Source organism: Mesorhizobium sophorae (genome assembly GCF_002270415.1).
Classification (GTDB): Bacteria; Pseudomonadota; Alphaproteobacteria; order Rhizobiales; family Rhizobiaceae; genus Mesorhizobium; species Mesorhizobium sophorae.
This window is the reverse complement of the sequence record NZ_NNRI01000022.1, coordinates 1,098,815-1,114,242: the sequence shown is the minus strand read 5'-3', so window position 1 is coordinate 1,114,242 and position 15,428 is coordinate 1,098,815. Positions and strand designations below refer to the sequence as shown.

Annotated in this window: 16 protein-coding genes; 10 read left to right on the top strand and 6 right to left on the bottom strand. The window is 63.0% G+C overall.

Annotated features, from left to right (window positions below; translation table 11 throughout):
- Nucleotides 1–171: 171 nt before the first annotated feature.
- Complete coding sequence (gene gntR / locus CGZ66_RS36675) at nt 172–1,200, bottom strand: HTH-type transcriptional regulator GntR (RefSeq protein ID WP_095091453.1); 1,029 nt, start codon at nt 1,198–1,200, stop codon at nt 172–174.
- Nucleotides 1,201–1,354: 154 nt separating this feature from the next.
- Complete coding sequence (locus CGZ66_RS36670; protein ID WP_095091452.1) at nt 1,355–2,584, bottom strand: MFS transporter; 1,230 nt, start codon at nt 2,582–2,584, stop codon at nt 1,355–1,357.
- Between the two features lie 176 nt (nt 2,585–2,760).
- Between CGZ66_RS36670 and CGZ66_RS36665 the strand changes: the two genes are divergently transcribed.
- Nucleotides 2,761–3,048 (top strand): DUF3175 domain-containing protein, encoded by a 288-nt coding sequence (locus CGZ66_RS36665; RefSeq protein WP_167392381.1) that lies wholly within the window; start codon nt 2,761–2,763, stop codon nt 3,046–3,048.
- 18 nt (nt 3,049–3,066) lie between these two features.
- On the opposite strand, the gene CGZ66_RS36660 is transcribed toward CGZ66_RS36665, so the two are convergent.
- The gene (locus CGZ66_RS36660; RefSeq protein ID WP_095091798.1) at nt 3,067–3,843 is read right to left on the bottom strand and encodes a FadR/GntR family transcriptional regulator; all 777 of its coding nucleotides are present in this window, start codon (nt 3,841–3,843) and stop codon (nt 3,067–3,069) included.
- Between the two features lie 102 nt (nt 3,844–3,945).
- Nucleotides 3,946–4,842, bottom strand: a complete 897-nt coding sequence (locus CGZ66_RS36655) for an NAD-dependent epimerase/dehydratase family protein (protein ID WP_095091797.1) — start codon at nt 4,840–4,842, stop codon at nt 3,946–3,948.
- A gap of 119 nt (nt 4,843–4,961) precedes the next feature.
- Here CGZ66_RS36655 and CGZ66_RS36650 point away from each other — a divergent pair, with 119 nt between their 5' ends.
- The gene (locus tag CGZ66_RS36650) at nt 4,962–5,900 is read left to right on the top strand and encodes an NAD(P)-dependent oxidoreductase (RefSeq protein ID WP_095091451.1); all 939 of its coding nucleotides are present in this window, start codon (nt 4,962–4,964) and stop codon (nt 5,898–5,900) included.
- A gap of 148 nt (nt 5,901–6,048) precedes the next feature.
- Here the strand turns inward: CGZ66_RS36650 and CGZ66_RS36645 are convergent, their stop codons facing one another.
- Entirely contained in the window at nt 6,049–6,834 is a 786-nt protein-coding gene (locus CGZ66_RS36645) for a FadR/GntR family transcriptional regulator (RefSeq protein ID WP_095091450.1), read from the bottom strand.
- Between the two features lie 184 nt (nt 6,835–7,018).
- A complete protein-coding gene (locus CGZ66_RS36640) occupies nt 7,019–8,008 on the bottom strand; it encodes a sugar-binding protein (RefSeq protein WP_095091449.1) in 990 nt (329 codons plus the stop codon).
- Between the two features lie 470 nt (nt 8,009–8,478).
- Between CGZ66_RS36640 and CGZ66_RS36635 the strand changes: the two genes are divergently transcribed.
- The 8 genes from CGZ66_RS36635 (at nt 8,479) to CGZ66_RS41455 (ending at nt 15,428) form a co-directional block, all read left to right on the top strand.
- Nucleotides 8,479–9,219, top strand: a complete 741-nt coding sequence (locus CGZ66_RS36635) for an ATP-binding cassette domain-containing protein (RefSeq protein WP_095091448.1) — start codon at nt 8,479–8,481, stop codon at nt 9,217–9,219.
- Nucleotides 9,220–9,254: 35 nt separating this feature from the next.
- A complete protein-coding gene (locus CGZ66_RS36630; protein ID WP_095091447.1) occupies nt 9,255–10,253 on the top strand; it encodes an ABC transporter permease in 999 nt (332 codons plus the stop codon).
- Nucleotides 10,254–10,339: 86 nt separating this feature from the next.
- Nucleotides 10,340–11,107 carry an SDR family oxidoreductase gene (locus tag CGZ66_RS36625; RefSeq protein WP_095091446.1) on the top strand — a complete coding sequence of 256 codons (768 nt, stop codon included), beginning with the start codon at nt 10,340–10,342 and terminating at the stop codon, nt 11,105–11,107.
- A 187-nt stretch (nt 11,108–11,294) separates the two neighbouring features.
- Entirely contained in the window at nt 11,295–12,122 is an 828-nt protein-coding gene (locus tag CGZ66_RS36620) for an AraC family transcriptional regulator (RefSeq protein WP_095091445.1), read from the top strand.
- Nucleotides 12,123–12,255: 133 nt separating this feature from the next.
- Nucleotides 12,256–12,699 carry an SRPBCC family protein gene (locus CGZ66_RS36615; protein WP_095091444.1) on the top strand — a complete coding sequence of 148 codons (444 nt, stop codon included), beginning with the start codon at nt 12,256–12,258 and terminating at the stop codon, nt 12,697–12,699.
- Between the two features lie 12 nt (nt 12,700–12,711).
- Entirely contained in the window at nt 12,712–13,506 is a 795-nt protein-coding gene (locus tag CGZ66_RS36610; protein WP_095091443.1) for an FAD binding domain-containing protein, read from the top strand.
- Between the two features lie 60 nt (nt 13,507–13,566).
- Nucleotides 13,567–14,049, top strand: a complete 483-nt coding sequence (locus CGZ66_RS36605) for a (2Fe-2S)-binding protein (RefSeq protein WP_095091442.1) — start codon at nt 13,567–13,569, stop codon at nt 14,047–14,049.
- Between the two features lie 11 nt (nt 14,050–14,060).
- On the top strand, nt 14,061–15,428 hold the full coding sequence (locus tag CGZ66_RS41455) for a xanthine dehydrogenase family protein molybdopterin-binding subunit (RefSeq protein ID WP_095091441.1): 1,368 nt from the start codon (nt 14,061–14,063) through the stop codon (nt 15,426–15,428).

Sequence of the window (15,428 nt, the reverse complement as noted above, 5' to 3'; positions counted from 1 at the left end):
CTCTAAATGGGAAATAAAAACTATCATATTATACATAATAAACAAGCATCAGCTGTCGCTTATATATAATAAACAGGCCTTGGCTTTTGCCGTAAGTTTCCACTCCAGGCAATTGGTAGCGCTACCATGACGTTGTGTAAACCGGCATTCACACAGTCGCTTCTGTGTGTTTCAACGGGCGGTGCTCTCGCGGCGCTTGAGTTCGAAGCCGAGATCGACGATCCGTTGTTCCGGCCTGTTGCCGGCGATCGCCGCCAGCGCCATGGCGACCGCACGTCGGCCGATCTCATAGCGGTGGGTGCGGATGCTGGTGATCGAAGGAAACGCCACCTGCATCATGTCGAGATCGTTGAAGCCGACGATGCCTATCGTCTTAGGCACCGCGATCGAGGCGCGATGGCACTCGAACAACACGCCGAGCGCGATGTCGTCATTGTTGCAGAACACACCGTCGAGCGTCGGTACCTTGGCCAGCGCGTCGCGGAGCATTTCGCGCCCGAGCGGCACGCTCGACAGCACCGGCGTGGTGGTGACGAGGCGTGGGTCGAACAGCCCGGCGGCCTCCATCGCCGCCCGATAGCCGGCAAGGCGCCGCTGCGAGCGCGGGTCCATGCGTGCGCCGATGAAGCCGATGCGGCGGTAGCCTGTCTCGATCAGATGCTCGGTCGCCGTCCTGCCGCCGTCGAAATGCGAGAAGCCGACCATCATGTCGACAGGATCAGGCCCGGTTTCCATGACCTGCACCACCGGGCAGCCGGCGCTCTCCAGCAGTTTTCGCGAGGTCGGTGTCTGGTCGATGCCGGCGACGATCAGCGCTGCCGGCCGCTGCGAACCGAAGACCTGCAGCAGCCGCTCTTCTTCGAGGCCGGAATAATGGGTGTTGCCAAGCTGGATGCGGAACGGGCTGGCCGACAGGCTGTCATAGATGCCGCGCACCACCTCGGCAAAGACGTTGTTGGTGAGCGACGGCACCAGCACGCCGAACACCTCGGCGCGCGCCGAAGCCAGTGCCCGCGCATTCGGGTCCGGCACATAACCAAGTTCGTCGACCGCGGCCTGGATCTGGCGGCGCAATTCCTCCGAGACGCGCGCCGGCTCGCGCAGAGCGCGCGACACAGTGATGGCGCCGACACCGGCCTTGCGCGCGACATCGGCAATGGTCGGGCGGCCACCGCCCCGGCGCGAGCGCGGCTTGATCAAGGACCCGCTCCCTCGGAAGAGCACCCACCAAAGTGCGGGGATACGATCGTCCTTGCTGTCGTCATCTCACCCGGCTTGCCTTGCCGCACCACTCGTGTTCTGGCGTCGCGCAGCCTTTCGCCCTTGTCAAGCAACGCGAAATAGCTCTGCCCTTTTAAGCCATCGCCATGGCACGTTGCCTTGCCCTCCAAAACAACAGACCGATCGCCAGTATGTTCAGCAGATTCCAGGCTATACCGTTCAGGAATGCCGCGGCATAGGAGCCGGTCAGGTCGTAAATCCAACCCGACATCCAGCCGCCGATCGCCATGCCGAAGATCGTCGCCATCATGACGATGCCGATACGCTGGCCGGCCTCTTTGGCCGGCATGTATTCGCGCACGATGATCGCGTAGCAGGGCACGATGCCGCCTTGCGACAGGCCGAACACCAACGATACGACGTAAAGCGAGGCAAGTCCGTCGAAGGGAATGTAGAACAGCAGTGATAGGCATTGCAGCACCGAGCCGACGAGCAGCGTCTTCACGCCGCCGATGCGGTCGGCGAGAAACCCGGAGGCCAGCCGGCTGACGACGCCCGCCGCCATCATGATCGACAGCATGTCGGCGCCGTGCGCCATGCCATAGCCGAGATCCATGCAATAGGCGACGATATGCACCTGCGGCATCGACATCGCCACACAGCAGCCGAGGCCGGCGACGACCAGAAGCACCTGCAACGCCGCCGGCGACAGCGAGATCGGCTGCACCGGCCGGCTTCCCGGCGAACCAGCTGCGGCAGTCTCCGGAGCACCGCGCCGCAGCAACAGCACCAGCGGCACCATGGTCACCAGGCAGATGACGCCGATCGCGGCATAGGTGAAGCGCCAGCCATCAGCCTTCATCAGCGTCGGCATGATGGTTGGCCAGATCGCTCCGGCAAGGTAGTTGCCGGCGGCCGCCGCGGTCACCGCGACACCGCGCCGGCGGTTGAACCAATGCGAGATATCGGCGATCAGCGGCCCGAAGATCACCGACGTGCCGACACCGATCAACAGCCCTTGAGCAAGGGTGAATTGCAGGATCGAGGTCGACAGCGCCGCGAGCAGGAGGCCGGCGGCGAGCGCAATCGAGGAGAGCAGCGCGGGGATCCAGTAGCCCATGCGGTCGATGGCGCGGCCGACCAGCACGTTGCCGGCGGCGAAACCGACCATGGTCGCGGTGTAAGGCATGGACGCCGCGGCGCGATCAACGCCGAACTCGGCCTGCACAGCGGGCAGCACGACGACGACAGCCCACATGCCGACGCCGCCGATCGTCGCCAGCAGCATCGAAATCGCGAGCCGCATCCAGGCATAGCTGCTGTCGATACCGGGGCTCGGCCGGTTCAAGTCGGTTCGGGTCAAGGCGTTTCCTGTCGGCGGTCTCGAAAATCGGCTGCCGTTTGCGCCACTATCGGCACATTCGCAACGCGCAGCAGCGCCACGGCAGGCAAATCCGTCGCACCAGACCCAAGGCCAATGGGGAACCGATGCCAAGGTGTGGAGTTTCCCGGCAAGCCACCCTGCAAAGGAGTCCTGCCATGATCGCGAAGAAGAAATGGTCGGCCCAGGTGACCGAGCACAGCGACGCTATGGATCTCGAGAACCACGTCTTTGAATTCGACGACGCCAGGAAGATCGCAGCCTCGCTCAAGCGATCCGCCGAACACAGCCACCGGCGCAAGGCCGAGCCGTTCCAGTCCGCCATGTCGATGCTGAACTTCTACATCAACCGCGCCGGCAAGAATCTGCCCGCTTCGCGCAGACAAGTGCTTGAGGACGCCAAGGACGAGCTTCGCGCCGCCTTCGGGCGGGAGAAAGAGGATTAGCCGCGACCCTTTAGGCGCCTAGCGCGAACGGATGACGCCGTCCGTGTTGGCCAACAACTTGCGCACCGCGTTGCGCGCCGCATCCGGCCGCTGCAGGCGGATGTTCTTCTCGATCGCCTCGTGCAGCTTCTGTGCGTCCTGCAAATCATCCAGCTCCCGTGTCGTATAGGCGAACAGGTGGTCGAACGCGGATTCGATGAGCACGCCGAGTGGCACCAAAAGGTCGTTGCCGGATGCCCGCAGGATCGCCAGGTGGAAACGCGTGTCGGCACGCGTGCGCTCCTGCAGGCTCGTCGCCTCGCCCATCTCGCGGCAGGCCTGGCTGATCTCGGCCATCTGCTCGTTGGTCCGCCGCATGGCGGCAAAGGCGGTCGCTTCCGGCTCGATGATATGGCGGAACTCCTGCACGGTCTTCAGGAACACCTCGCGATCCGGGGATGTCGCGTACCAGGCGAGCACGTCGCGATCGAGAAGGTTCCAGCGTTCCTTCGGCTCGACCCAGCTGCCGATCTTGGGGCGCGACGCCAACAAGCTCTTGGCCATCAGCATCTTGATCGCTTCGCGCACCGCCGAGCGGCTAACGCTGAAGGTTTCCGACCATTTCGCCTCATTGGGCAGGATGGTACCGGGCGGATAGTCGCCGCGCACGATCCTGAGACCAATCTCGCTAGCCAGCGAAGCATGGACACTCGAGCCGGGGATGCGCGCCGCGTCTGGTCGGCGAACGCCCGCCGGGCGCTCGCCGGAGGCCGCTTTCGCTGGCGATTTTTCCTTGTTCGGCTTCGCGTCCCGCATAGGCTCCAGAAAGGCCGGATTGCAGGGGCTGTCAAGCGCGGCAAGCGGCTCAAGCGGCAAAGCCGGCCGCTGTGCACAGATCAGCCCGATTGCTCCAAAGGATCAGGCCTGCTTGACGTATTTGCGCCAGCTGTGCTCCGGGCGGAAGCCGAGAATATCCCGCGCCTTGCGGTTCGACAGCAGCGTCTCGTATTCGCCGAGGTCGGCCTTGACCGGTACGCTGGGATAGAACCGCTTCAGGAGTTCGGCGGTCGGCAGGTCGGATGAGGTATCGTCATTGGCGGCGTTGAACACCTGATAGCCGAGCCCATCCTTCTCGATGGCACGCAGGGTGATCTGGCCAAGGTCGCGCGCGTCGACATAGCTCCAGGCGATGCGCTTGCGGAACCCCGGGTCGGCGAACCATTTCGGAAACAGCGAATATTCATGTGGTTCGATGACGTTGCCTATGCGCAGCGCATAGATGTCGGTGCCGCTGCGCAGCGCCAAGGCGCGCGCCGTCTTCTCGTTGACGACCTTGGACAGCGCGTAGCTGTCCATCGGATCGACATCATAATCCTCGTCGAGCGGGAAATACTGGGGATCACGGGGCTCGTTGGCGAACACCAGCCCATAGGTGGTTTCGCTGGAGGCAATCACCACCTTGCGGATGCCGAGCTTCACCGCCGCCTCGATGACATTGTAGGTGCCGAGCGCATTGATGCGGAACACCTCGTTGTCGGTGGTGATCATGATCCGCGGGATGGCGGCGAAATGCACCACCGCATCGACCGGTTGGGCGCGTAGAGACGGGTCGAATTCGTGCAATCCCATATAACTCGACAGCGCGTTGAACACCTGTCCGCTGTCGGTGATGTCGGTGATCAGCGTGCGCACCTTGGGATTGTCGAGCGGCTTGGTGTCGATGTTGAGCACCTGGCAGCCCTGCTCCACCAGATACTGCACGACATGGCGTCCGGCCTTGCCGCTGCCGCCGGTGAACATGATCCGCTTCGTCATTTTGCTCTCCACATACGCTGGGATTTATGTGTATTGTCAGACAAAATCGCGATCCGCAACCACCCTTGCCTGCAAAACGGCAGCGCTGATCATCAATCATTGCAACAGGACTTGAAGACATGAACACGACTGCCGCGAGCGAAAAGATCGGCTTCATCGGGCTTGGCCTGATGGGGCATGGGATCGCCAAGAACATCGTCGACAAGGGCTACAACCTGACCTTTCTCGGCCGCAAGAATCGCAAGCCGGCGGAAGACCTGCTTGGCCGCGGCGCGGCTGAAGTATCGACCTCGCGCGACGTCGCGGCGGCATCGGACATCGTCTTCATCTGCGTCACCGGATCGCGCGAAGTCGAGGCTATCATTCGCGGCCCCGGCGGCCTCAAGGAGGGCTTGAAAAAGGGCGCGGTCGTCGTCGACTGCTCGACCTCCGATCCGGTCTCGACCATTGCACTGGCGGCCGAACTCAAGGCTCTCGGCATCGACTATGTCGATGCGCCGCTGAGCCGCACGCCGAAGGAGGCCTGGGAAGGCACGCTCGACGCCATGGTCGGCGCGCCGGACGCCGTCTTCGCCCGGCTGAAGCCGGTGCTGGAAACCTGGGCCGGCCGCATCGTTCATATCGGCGACACCGGCGATGGCCACCGCATGAAGCTGCTCAACAACTTCATCTCGCTCGGCTATGCCGCGATCTATTCGGAGGCGCTGGCGCTGGCGCAGAAGGTCGGCATCTCGCCGCCGCGCTTCGACAGCGTCATCCGCAACGGCCGCATGGATTGCGGCTTCTACCAGACCTTCATGCGCTGGACGCTGGAGGGCGACCGCGACGCCCACAAATTCTCCATCGCCAACGCCTTCAAGGACCTGACCTATCTGGAATCGATGGCCGGCGCGGCCGGCATCGCCAACCCGCTCGGCAACGCCACCAAGAACTCTTTCGCCGGCGCCTTCGCCACCGGCCCGGCCGAGCAATTCGTGCCGATGCTGGCAACCCATATCGGCAAGGTCAACGGCGTCGACCTGATGCCGACCAAGGATGGCAAGAAACAGACGATTTGAGGTGAGAGGCGGTCCGCGCAACTGACGAAAAGCCAATTGCTTGGCTTTTCGAGTTTCAACGGTGAAGGCCGGGTCCGCTTCCGGGCGAAAAAAAGAGCCAGTGGACATTTTAAAGGGAACGCGCGAAGGGCCGGCTGTCACTGCCGCACTACCATCGCCTTGACCGTCCGATCCCTTCATCGGTGTTCTCAAGCAGTTTGTGCACGGCGTTGCGCGCGGCTGTCGGACGCCGCAGCCGGATGTTCTTCTCGATCGCCTCATGCAGCTTCTGCGCCTGCCGCTGATCACCAACCCTCTGCGTCGTGAAGTCGAAGAGATGGTCGAGTGCCGATTCGATCAGCACGCCGAGCGGCACCAGCAGATCGTTGCCGGAGGCGCGCAGGATGGCGAGATGAAAACGCGTGTCGGCGCGGATACGCTCCTGCAGGCTCAAGGCATCGCCCATCTCGCGGCAGGCCTGGCTGATCTCGGCCATCTGCTCGTCGCTGCGCCGCATGGCGGCAAAGGCCGACGCTTCCGGCTCGATGATATGGCGAAACTCCTGCACGGTGCGCAGGAATGCCTCGCGATCGGGCGCTGTCGCGTACCAGGCCAGCACGTCGCGGTCGAGCAGGTTCCAGCGCTCTTTCGGCTCGACCCAGCTGCCGATCTTGGGGCGCGAGGCCAGAAGGCTCTTGGCCATCAGCATCTTGATCGCTTCGCGCACCGCCGAACGGCTAACGTCGAAGATTTCGGCCCATTTGGCCTCGTTGGGCAGGATGGTGCCGGGGAGATAATCGCCGCGCACGATCCTGAGACCAATCTCGCTGGCCAGCGAGACATGAACGCTCGCTCCCGAAAAGTGTGCAGCGCCGGCCCTGCGCATGACAACCGGACGGAGGCTGTCTTGTGCCTTGGCCCGGTCGGTTCGCTTCTTTGACTTCTTGTCCGGCATCCACGTTCCAATGCGTCGGCCGTCTGTCGTCCGGACTGGTCCGAACCCGCACGGCACGCCGATCTCGTTGCCGAAAAATCCAGACCATGGGACGCGGCAAAGCCGGAGCCTGCCGCCCCAACCGCAGTGTCCCGTTCAGGAATCGACGGGGGGCGCCCGTTGCCGAGCGCCCCAAATCGAGAACCTACTTCTGGATGCAGGTGTCGACCGTGTCCTTGGTGCATTCGTCGAGACCGGTAAACACCGGATCGGCGACGGTCTTGCCTTCGATCAGGTCGATCATCACCGAGGGCGCCTTGTAGCCCATTTCGAACGGCCGCTGGCCGACCAGTGCGGTGACCAGGCCGTCACGAGCAATCGCCACCTCGTCGCCAATCGTGTCGGCTGCGCCGATGACGAAGTCGTTGCTGGCGATGCGGTCCTTGAGCGGCCCGAACAGATCGCGATAGGGCTGCGGCGCGCCGAACAGCGGCCAGCCGCCCATGATGCCGAATGCGTCGAGCTTGGGGTTGGCGGCGAGGATATCGGTCATCGCCTGAACGCCCTTGGCGCCATCGTCATTGGTGAACACGGGGCAGCCGGCGACTTCGGTCCAGCCACCTTCGCCGGCGAGCGCCGCGAGGCCTTCCTTGCCCGACAGTGCGTCACGCATGCCTTGCGCACGACGCAAGATGTTGTCGGCCGCAGGATTGCCCTCGATGGTGCAGATCGTGCCGCCATTCGGCTTGCCCTTCTTGATGTACTCGCCGATCTTCTTGCCCATCAAATAGTTGTCGGTGCCGAGATAGGTCTTGCGCAGCGCCGCATCTTCCTTGCTGAGGTCGGCATCGACCGTCATGATCGGGATCGTCGGATTGGCGGTCTTGATGGTCTGCGCGATCAGTGGCGCGTTGGATGGCGAAATCGCCATCGCCACGGTGTCGGCCTTGCTCAACATGTCCTGGACGATCTGCGCCTCGCCGGCCTCGTCCGAGGTCGAAGCAGGGCCGGTGTAGAAGCATTCATATTCCGAGCTGGCGTTTTCCTTGTTCCATTTCTCGCAACCCTGGTGGATGGCTTCGAAGAACGGATTGTCGAGACCTTTCACGACAATGACGAGCTGTTTCTTGGCCAAAGCCGGCCCGGCGCCAAGCGCCATCATGGCGGCGGCGGCAAGCAAAAGTGATTTCCTCATATCAGTCCTCCCTTGAAACAGACGGACACGGCGTGCCCGCCACACAGATCGACCGGACGCGTGATGACCGAGGTTCGTTTCGCGAGCTCTCGTGTCGCCAAGACAGATCGATAAGCATTTCCAGATGCGGCCTTGGACCGGCTCAACACACGGGGTGCAGCCGGAACCTCGACCGATAAACCTCCACCGATTCCACCCGGCGAACCGCAGGCAGGGATCGGCATAATCTCCTCCGACGCTTAGCTAATATCGGCTCGCCGCCAACGTCAATGCTATTTGTCCTACAAAACGGATTTTTAGAATAATCCAACCTTAATTCGTCCGACAATTGATTGACGCGCGCCGGCTTTTGCGTAAAAGAACGCTAACGCTGTTTCCGGGAGGAGCTGGGAAGAGCGAGGCCAAAGCAGCGCCGGCATTGACGCCGGGAACAGCAGCAGGTCGCAAAGCACGGGGAGGCAAGAAGGCTGGTGGCGGTTCTCGAACTCACCAACATATCGAAGCATTTCGGTGCCATCCAGGCGGTCAACGACGTGTCTTTGTCGATCGAGCCCGGCCAGGTGGTCGGCCTGATGGGCGACAATGGCGCCGGCAAGTCGACGCTGGTCAAGATGATCGCCGGCAATTTCCGCCCGAGCCACGGCACCATGCAGATGGACGGCAAGGATTTGATCCTGCACAAGCCGGTCGAAGCCCGCCAGCACGGCATTGAGATCGTCCACCAGGACCTGGCGCTCTGCAACAATCTGACGGCAGCGGCGAATGTCTATCTCGGCCGTGAATTGCGCCGCGGCGTCGGCCCCTTCCGCATCCTCGACTACGCTTCTATGTACAAGCGCGCCGGCCAGATCTTCGCGGAGCTCAAGTCCGAGACCCGCCCGCGCGACCTCGTCAAGCAGATGTCGGGTGGCCAGCGCCAGGCGGTGGCGATCGCCCGCACCATGCTGTCGCAAGCCAAGATCGTGCTGATGGACGAGCCAACGGCGGCGATCTCGGTGCGGCAGGTCGCCGAGGTGCTCAACCTGATCCGCCATTTGCGCGACCAGGGCATCGCGGTCGTGCTGATCAGCCACCGCATGCCCGACGTTTTCACCGTCGCCGACCGCGTCATCGTCATGCGGCGTGGCCGCAAGGTCGCCGACAAGACGATCGCGTCCAGTTCGCCCGAGGAAGTCACCGGGCTGATCACCGGTGCTATCGAACAGGTTTGATTTCAGCGCGTTTCACCGACAGATAAAGGTCGATAATGGCAGTCACCCTTGACCAGACGATCGCACAGAAACAGCACACCTTGCTGTCGAAGCTGTTTGCCAGCCAGACCTTCTGGGTGGTGATCGCGGTCATCCTTGCCTGCCTGTTCCTGTCGTTTGCCACCGACGCCTTCGCCACGCAGAAGAACCTCTACAACATCACCCGCAACATCACCTTCGTCGCCATCATCGCGCTCGGCATGACCTTCGTCATCATCACCGGCGGCATCGACCTCTCGGTCGGTTCGGTGCTGTGCCTGTCGTCGATGGTGCTGGCCGTCACCATGCATGCCGGCTACTCGATCGAGATCGGCATCCTGGCCTCTATCGCAACCGCGCTTGCCATCGGCGCCTTCAACGGCATTTTGATCGCCTATCTCGGCTTCCCGCCGTTCGTGGTGACGCTCGGCATGTTGTCGATCGCGCGCAGCCTGGCCATGGTTGCTTCCAACAACACCGTCGTCTTCCAGTTCGGACCGGACCACAACAAGCTGCTGGCGCTGGGCGGCGGCGCCTGGGTGTTCGGCATCGCCAATCCAGTGCTTTACATGATCCTTTTGGCGCTGATCACCGGCTTCATCTTGCGCTGGACCAAGTTCGGCCGGCACATCTTCGCCATCGGCGGCAATGAGCATGCTGCGACGCTGACCGGCGTTCCGGTGCGCCAGATCAAGGTCGCCGTCTACATGATTTCGGCGCTGTCGGCCGGCATTGCCGGTATCATCCAGACTGGATGGCTGGGCGCGGTCACCACCAATCTCGGCACCGGCATGGAGCTTCAGGTCATCGCCGCCACCGTCATCGGCGGCGCCAACCTTGCCGGCGGCGTTGGCACCGCCTTCGGCGCCATCGTCGGCGCGGCGCTCATCGAGGTGATCCGCAACAGTCTCGGCCTGCTCGGCATCAACGCGTTCTGGCAAGGCGTGTTCATCGGCGGCGCCATCCTGCTGGCGGTTCTGTTCGACCGCATCCGCAATTTCCGCCGCAACGACTAGGACCATGATCCCGAAAGTGGAAACCGGCTTTTCGGACAAACGGAAACCGCTTGTCCAGATATCATGGTCGAACAAAAGACAGAGTGATGGCAAACTCGCTGTTCAGCCTTGAGGGCCGGCTGGCGCTGGTAACCGGCTCTGGTCAGGGTATAGGTTTTGCCCTGGCGCGCGGCCTGGCTGAACATGGCGCCGGCGTGGTGCTGAACGGCCGCGATGCCGCCAGGATCGGCGGCGCCGTCGAAAAGCTGCGCGATGCCGGCTTCAAGGCGCACGCCTCGACCTTCGACGTCACTGATTTTCAAGCGGTCAACGCGGACATCGCCCGCATCGAAGCCGAGATCGGCGCCATCGATATCCTGGTCAACAACGCCGGCGTGCAGTTCCGCGCGCCGCTCGAGGATTTTCCCGAGGATCAATGGGAGCGGCTGTTCAAGACCAATGTGTCAGGCGCCTTCCATGCCGGCAAGGCGGTCGCCCGCCACATGATCGCGCGCGGCATGGGCAAGATCATCAACATTGGCTCGGTGCAGAGCGAACTGGCGCGGCCGAACATCGCGCCCTACACAGCAACCAAGGGCGCGATCAGGAATCTGACCAGGGGCATGTGCACCGACTGGGCGAAATACGGCCTGCAGATCAACGCGATCGCGCCCGGCTACTTCCGCACCGAAATGAACCAGGCGCTGGTCGACAATCCCGAATTTTCCGCCTGGCTGGAGAAGCGCACGCCTGCCGGGCGCTGGGGCAATGTCGACGAACTGATCGGCGCCGCCGTGTTCCTCGCCTCCAACGCATCGTCCTTCGTCAACGGCCATACGCTCTATGTCGACGGCGGCATGACGGCTTCGGTTTGAGCCACCAACGCCGGCGCGGCCATCCAACCGTTGTTCGGTTCACTGCCTATCGCTCAGTCTGAAAATCCACCGGCATCGGCCGTCATCCACCCTCGCCACAGGCCCACGTCTTGACGCGGCCCCGAACTCAGCCGCACAATCCGCCCCGCAGGCGAAGGGAGGCCAGTCGTCTGCGGGAGGAATACCCATGACGGAAGCGATCAGGCTCTACTGGGGCCGGTTCGGACATGTTTCTGTCCTGAATGTCGCGAGCGACTTCGTCACCCATGCCCATGTCGAAGCACATTTGATCATCTGGCTGGAAGGCACGGCCGGCGAGATGACCATCGGCCGCGAGACGGTGCGGCTTGGCCCGCGCACCGCCGCCGGCATCAACTCCTTTCAGCCGCACAGCCATGTCCTGTCGCGGAACGGCACGCCGGGCCTGTTCCTCGCCTTCTACATCGATCCCGACTGGGCGCGGCGGCGCCGCGACCTGCCTTCGTCCGCACCGCTGTTCTCGCAGGCCGCAATCACGTTGGAACCCTGGCTGCACCAGGCGGCCGCCAGTCTGCTCGATCACCTCATCGACAATGAAAGCGTCGACGATGTCGCCAATTACGAGATCGAGCGTTTTATCGACAGTGTCCTCGATGCCGCGGACGCTTCGGCGCCGCAGGAAGCCCGCGTCCGCATAAACACCATGCAGGATTTCCGCGTCCGCAAGGCAATCCAGCTGATGAAGGCCAATGTCTGCGAGCGCATCTACTTCGACGAGGTGGCGCGCGCCGTCGGCCTGTCGCGGCCGCACTTCTTCGCCCTGTTCAAGGAACAGACCAATCTGACGCCCAATGTCTACTGGAACACGCTGCGCATGGAGGAAGCGGTGCGGCAATTGCAGTGGTCGCAGGAACCGCTGATTTCGGTCGCCTGCAATCTCGGCTTCACCACGCAGGGCAATTTCTCGCGCTTCTTCCGCGACCATGTCGGCGTACCGCCGACGCTCTACCGTGAAGCGGCGCGGATGATCGCCTGAGCCAACCGGCCGCTTTTTCAGACTCCCACCCTTTTTCAGACTCCTTGATACGGGCTCAAGACGCATTGATAAGCGCCTTTGACTTGGCCGCCCTACCCTTGCCCAACTGCCGCATCTGCAAGGGGACATCCATATGGCGAACGTCACCATCTCAAGCGTCATCGACGCGCCGGTCGAACAGGTCTGGGCGCGCATTCGCGACTTTAACGGCCTGCCAGGCTGGCACCCGCGAATGGTGGAAAGCTATATCGAGGACGGCAAGGACGCCTCGACGATCGGCTGCGTGCGCAATTTCCAGCTCGCCAGTGGCGCCCGCATTCGCGAAAAGCTGCTCGACTTCTCCGACAACAATTTCCTCGTCAGCTACTCGATCCTAGAGACGCCGCAGCCGCTCACCAACCACAAGGCGACGCTGCAGCTCAGGCGCGTGACGGATGGCGACCGAACCTATGCCGAATGGACCGCCAGCTTCGACGCAGCGCCGGAGGAAGCCAGCAAGCTGGCCGAGGGCATGGGCGCCAATGTCTTCCAGGGCGGCTTCAACGCCTTGAAGAGCCATTTCGCCGGCCAGAGCTGAGGGAGCCTGGCTATGGCGCTAGCACTGCAGACTTTTGCGACGGTGAAGGAGGCCAACGCGGCGCTGAAATCCCAGGGCACCCGCTATCTCGGTGGTGGCACGCTGGTCGTGCGCGCCGCCAATGAAGGCGATGTTTCGGTCTCCAGCCTGATCCGTTCGACCGAGCCGTCGCTTTCAGCAATTACCGTTACCGACGGCAAGGCCCGCATCGGCGCTTCAGTGACCATGGCGGCGATCGGCGGTAATCCGGATCTCGGCTTCCTTGCCAAAGCCGCCCGCGCCGTCGGCGGCCCGGCGGTTCGCAACATGGCGACGGTTGGCGGCAATCTGTTCGCACCGGCGCCTTATGGCGACTTCGCCGTTGCCCTGCTGGCGCTCGATGCCACGGTCAGCACCCATGACGGCGAAACGCCGATCGAAACCTTTCTGACCCGGCGCGACAGCAACCGCGCTATCGTCACTTCGGTCGCTTTCGCACTTCCGAAGGCAGACGGCTTTCGCTTCCTGAAAGTGTCGCGGGTCAAGCCGAAGGGCGTCTCGCTGCTCAGCATCGCCGCCGTACTTGAACTGGCCGGCGACGGCGCCGTGTCCTCGGCGCGGATCGCGCTCGGCTGCATGGCAGACCGGCCGATGCGCGCCAAGGCGGCGGAAAAAGCATTGATCGGCCAAAGCCTGACCAAGGACGGCATCGCCCCGGCGCTCGCCGTGGGCAACGAAGGCACCTCGCCCGTCACCGATCCGATCGCCAGCGCCTGGTATCGCAACGAAGTGCTGCCGGTCCATCTCGGCCGGCTGCTGCTGACCTGAAACACCCGTTGGGGGGCGCGCGTCTGTCGGATCAATCGGGCAGGCGCGCAAGGAGGAAACATGGCAAAGGTCCCGGTCCAGTTCACGCTCAACGGCTCTGAAAAGGCCGAATTCATCGACAGCGGCACGACGCTGCTTCACGCCTTGCGCGACAAGATCGGCGACACCTCGCCGAAAGGCGGCTGCCATCAAGGCACCTGCGGCGCCTGTTCGGTCATCATAGACGGCGAGCTGCGGCTGTCCTGCCTGACGCTGGCCGAGACGTGCAATGGTGCTGCCATCACGACGACATCGGGGCTTTCGGAGGGTGGCGTTCTGCACCCGCTGCAGCACGCTTTCCTCGACACCTTCGCCACGCAATGCGGCTTCTGCACGCCGGGCATGATCATGGCCGCCAAGGTGCTGCTCAACCATACACCCAATCCCAGCCGCGACGACGTGGTCGAGGCGCTGTCGGGGAACGTCTGCCGTTGTACCGGCTACGAGCCGATCATCCAGGCGGTGCTGCGTGCAGCCCGCGCCAATTCGCAAAACGCGGCCTGAGGGAAGCAAACATGGAACTGCGCAAGAGCTACTTCGCCGATGTCCGCAAGGATGATCTGCACGAGATCGGCCAGCCCCGGCCGCGCTCGGATTCACCCGGTCATGTCACCGGCAAGACCGCTTTTTTCGCCGACCGCAATTTCCCCGGCATGCTGCACCTGAAGATGGTGCGCAGCCCGCATCATCACGCCCGCATCCGCTCGATCGACACCTCGGAGGCGGAAAAGCATCCAGGCGTGGTGAAAATCATTACCGCCAAGGACGTGCCGCACAATGTCTACACCATCCTGATCCTGATCCAGATTGGACCGGAGGACGAGACGGTGCTGGCCGACGGCAAAGTGCGCTGGAAGGGCGAGGCCGTGGTCGCCGTTCTGGCCGAAACCGAGCGCGCCGCCCAAGAAGCCGCCGCCAAGGTCAAGGTTGACTATGAAGTGCTGCCGGCCGTCTTCGACATGGAGGAAGCGCTGAAGCCCGGCGCGCCGCTGGTCAACGAGTTCCACGGCCAGAATTATTATCTCTATGACAGCGGCGAATGCCGCAAGGTGCGTTTCGGCGATGTCGAGGCAGGCTTCGCGGCCGCCGACCACGTCCTCGAGCAGAGCTACCAGTCCTCGCCGATCGAGCATGCGCCGACCGAGACCACCGGCTGCGTGGTGGCGCCCGAAGGCAATGACCGCTTCACCTGCTACACCAACACGCAGGCGATGTTCTTCACCCTCGACAACGCCTCGATCATCCTGCAAATGCCCGGCAACAAGCTCCATTTCGTCGGCGGCACCGTCGGCGGCGGCTTCGGCGGCAAGGTCGACGTCATCGTCGAGCCGATCGCCATTCTCGGCGCCAAGCTCACCGGCCGTCCGGTTTCCTTCATCTACAGCCGCGAGGAGGAGATGCAGATCTCCTCGCCGCGCGCCGCCGAAAAGGTGGTCATCAGGGACGGCGTCATGAAGGACGGCCGCATCGTCGCGCGCAAGGTCACCGGCTATACCGACGCCGGCGCCTATTCGCGCCATTCGCCCTACGGCGCGCAGAAGGGCGCCGGCCACTATCCCGGCCCCTACACCATCCCCAATGTCTGGATCGACACCTACTGCGTCTACACCAACCGCACGCCCTCCTCCGCAATGCGCGGCTTCGGCGTCACCATTGGCGACTTCGCTCTGGAGGTGCAGATGGACAAGCTGGCGCGGCTGATCGGCATGGATCCGCTCGAATTCCGCTTCATCAACGCCTATCGTGACGGCGATATGAAGGCGCATCGCCAGCCGACCGAGGGTGCGGCGCTAATCGAGTGCATGCAGGAAGCCTCGCGCGCGGCCAACTGGCCTGTGGCGGAAAAATTCATGGCGATGTCGTCCTACGTGAAGGGAGCTTGA

Coding starts and splice junctions, on each gene's coding strand:
- CGZ66_RS36665 (WP_167392381.1), top strand. CDS start 2,761: ATGATCGCGAAGAAGAAATGGTCGGCCCAGGTGACCGAGCACAGCGAC.
- CGZ66_RS36660 (WP_095091798.1), bottom strand. CDS start 3,843: ATGCGGGACGCGAAGCCGAACAAGGAAAAATCGCCAGCGAAAGCGGCC.
- CGZ66_RS36655 (WP_095091797.1), bottom strand. CDS start 4,842: ATGACGAAGCGGATCATGTTCACCGGCGGCAGCGGCAAGGCCGGACGC.
- CGZ66_RS36650 (WP_095091451.1), top strand. CDS start 4,962: ATGAACACGACTGCCGCGAGCGAAAAGATCGGCTTCATCGGGCTTGGC.
- CGZ66_RS36645 (WP_095091450.1), bottom strand. CDS start 6,834: ATGCCGGACAAGAAGTCAAAGAAGCGAACCGACCGGGCCAAGGCACAA.
- CGZ66_RS36640 (WP_095091449.1), bottom strand. CDS start 8,008: ATGAGGAAATCACTTTTGCTTGCCGCCGCCGCCATGATGGCGCTTGGC.
- CGZ66_RS36630 (WP_095091447.1), top strand. CDS start 9,255: ATGGCAGTCACCCTTGACCAGACGATCGCACAGAAACAGCACACCTTG.
- CGZ66_RS36625 (WP_095091446.1), top strand. CDS start 10,340: ATGGCAAACTCGCTGTTCAGCCTTGAGGGCCGGCTGGCGCTGGTAACC.
- CGZ66_RS36620 (WP_095091445.1), top strand. CDS start 11,295: ATGACGGAAGCGATCAGGCTCTACTGGGGCCGGTTCGGACATGTTTCT.
- CGZ66_RS36615 (WP_095091444.1), top strand. CDS start 12,256: ATGGCGAACGTCACCATCTCAAGCGTCATCGACGCGCCGGTCGAACAG.
- CGZ66_RS36610 (WP_095091443.1), top strand. CDS start 12,712: ATGGCGCTAGCACTGCAGACTTTTGCGACGGTGAAGGAGGCCAACGCG.
- CGZ66_RS36605 (WP_095091442.1), top strand. CDS start 13,567: ATGGCAAAGGTCCCGGTCCAGTTCACGCTCAACGGCTCTGAAAAGGCC.
- CGZ66_RS41455 (WP_095091441.1), top strand. CDS start 14,061: ATGGAACTGCGCAAGAGCTACTTCGCCGATGTCCGCAAGGATGATCTG.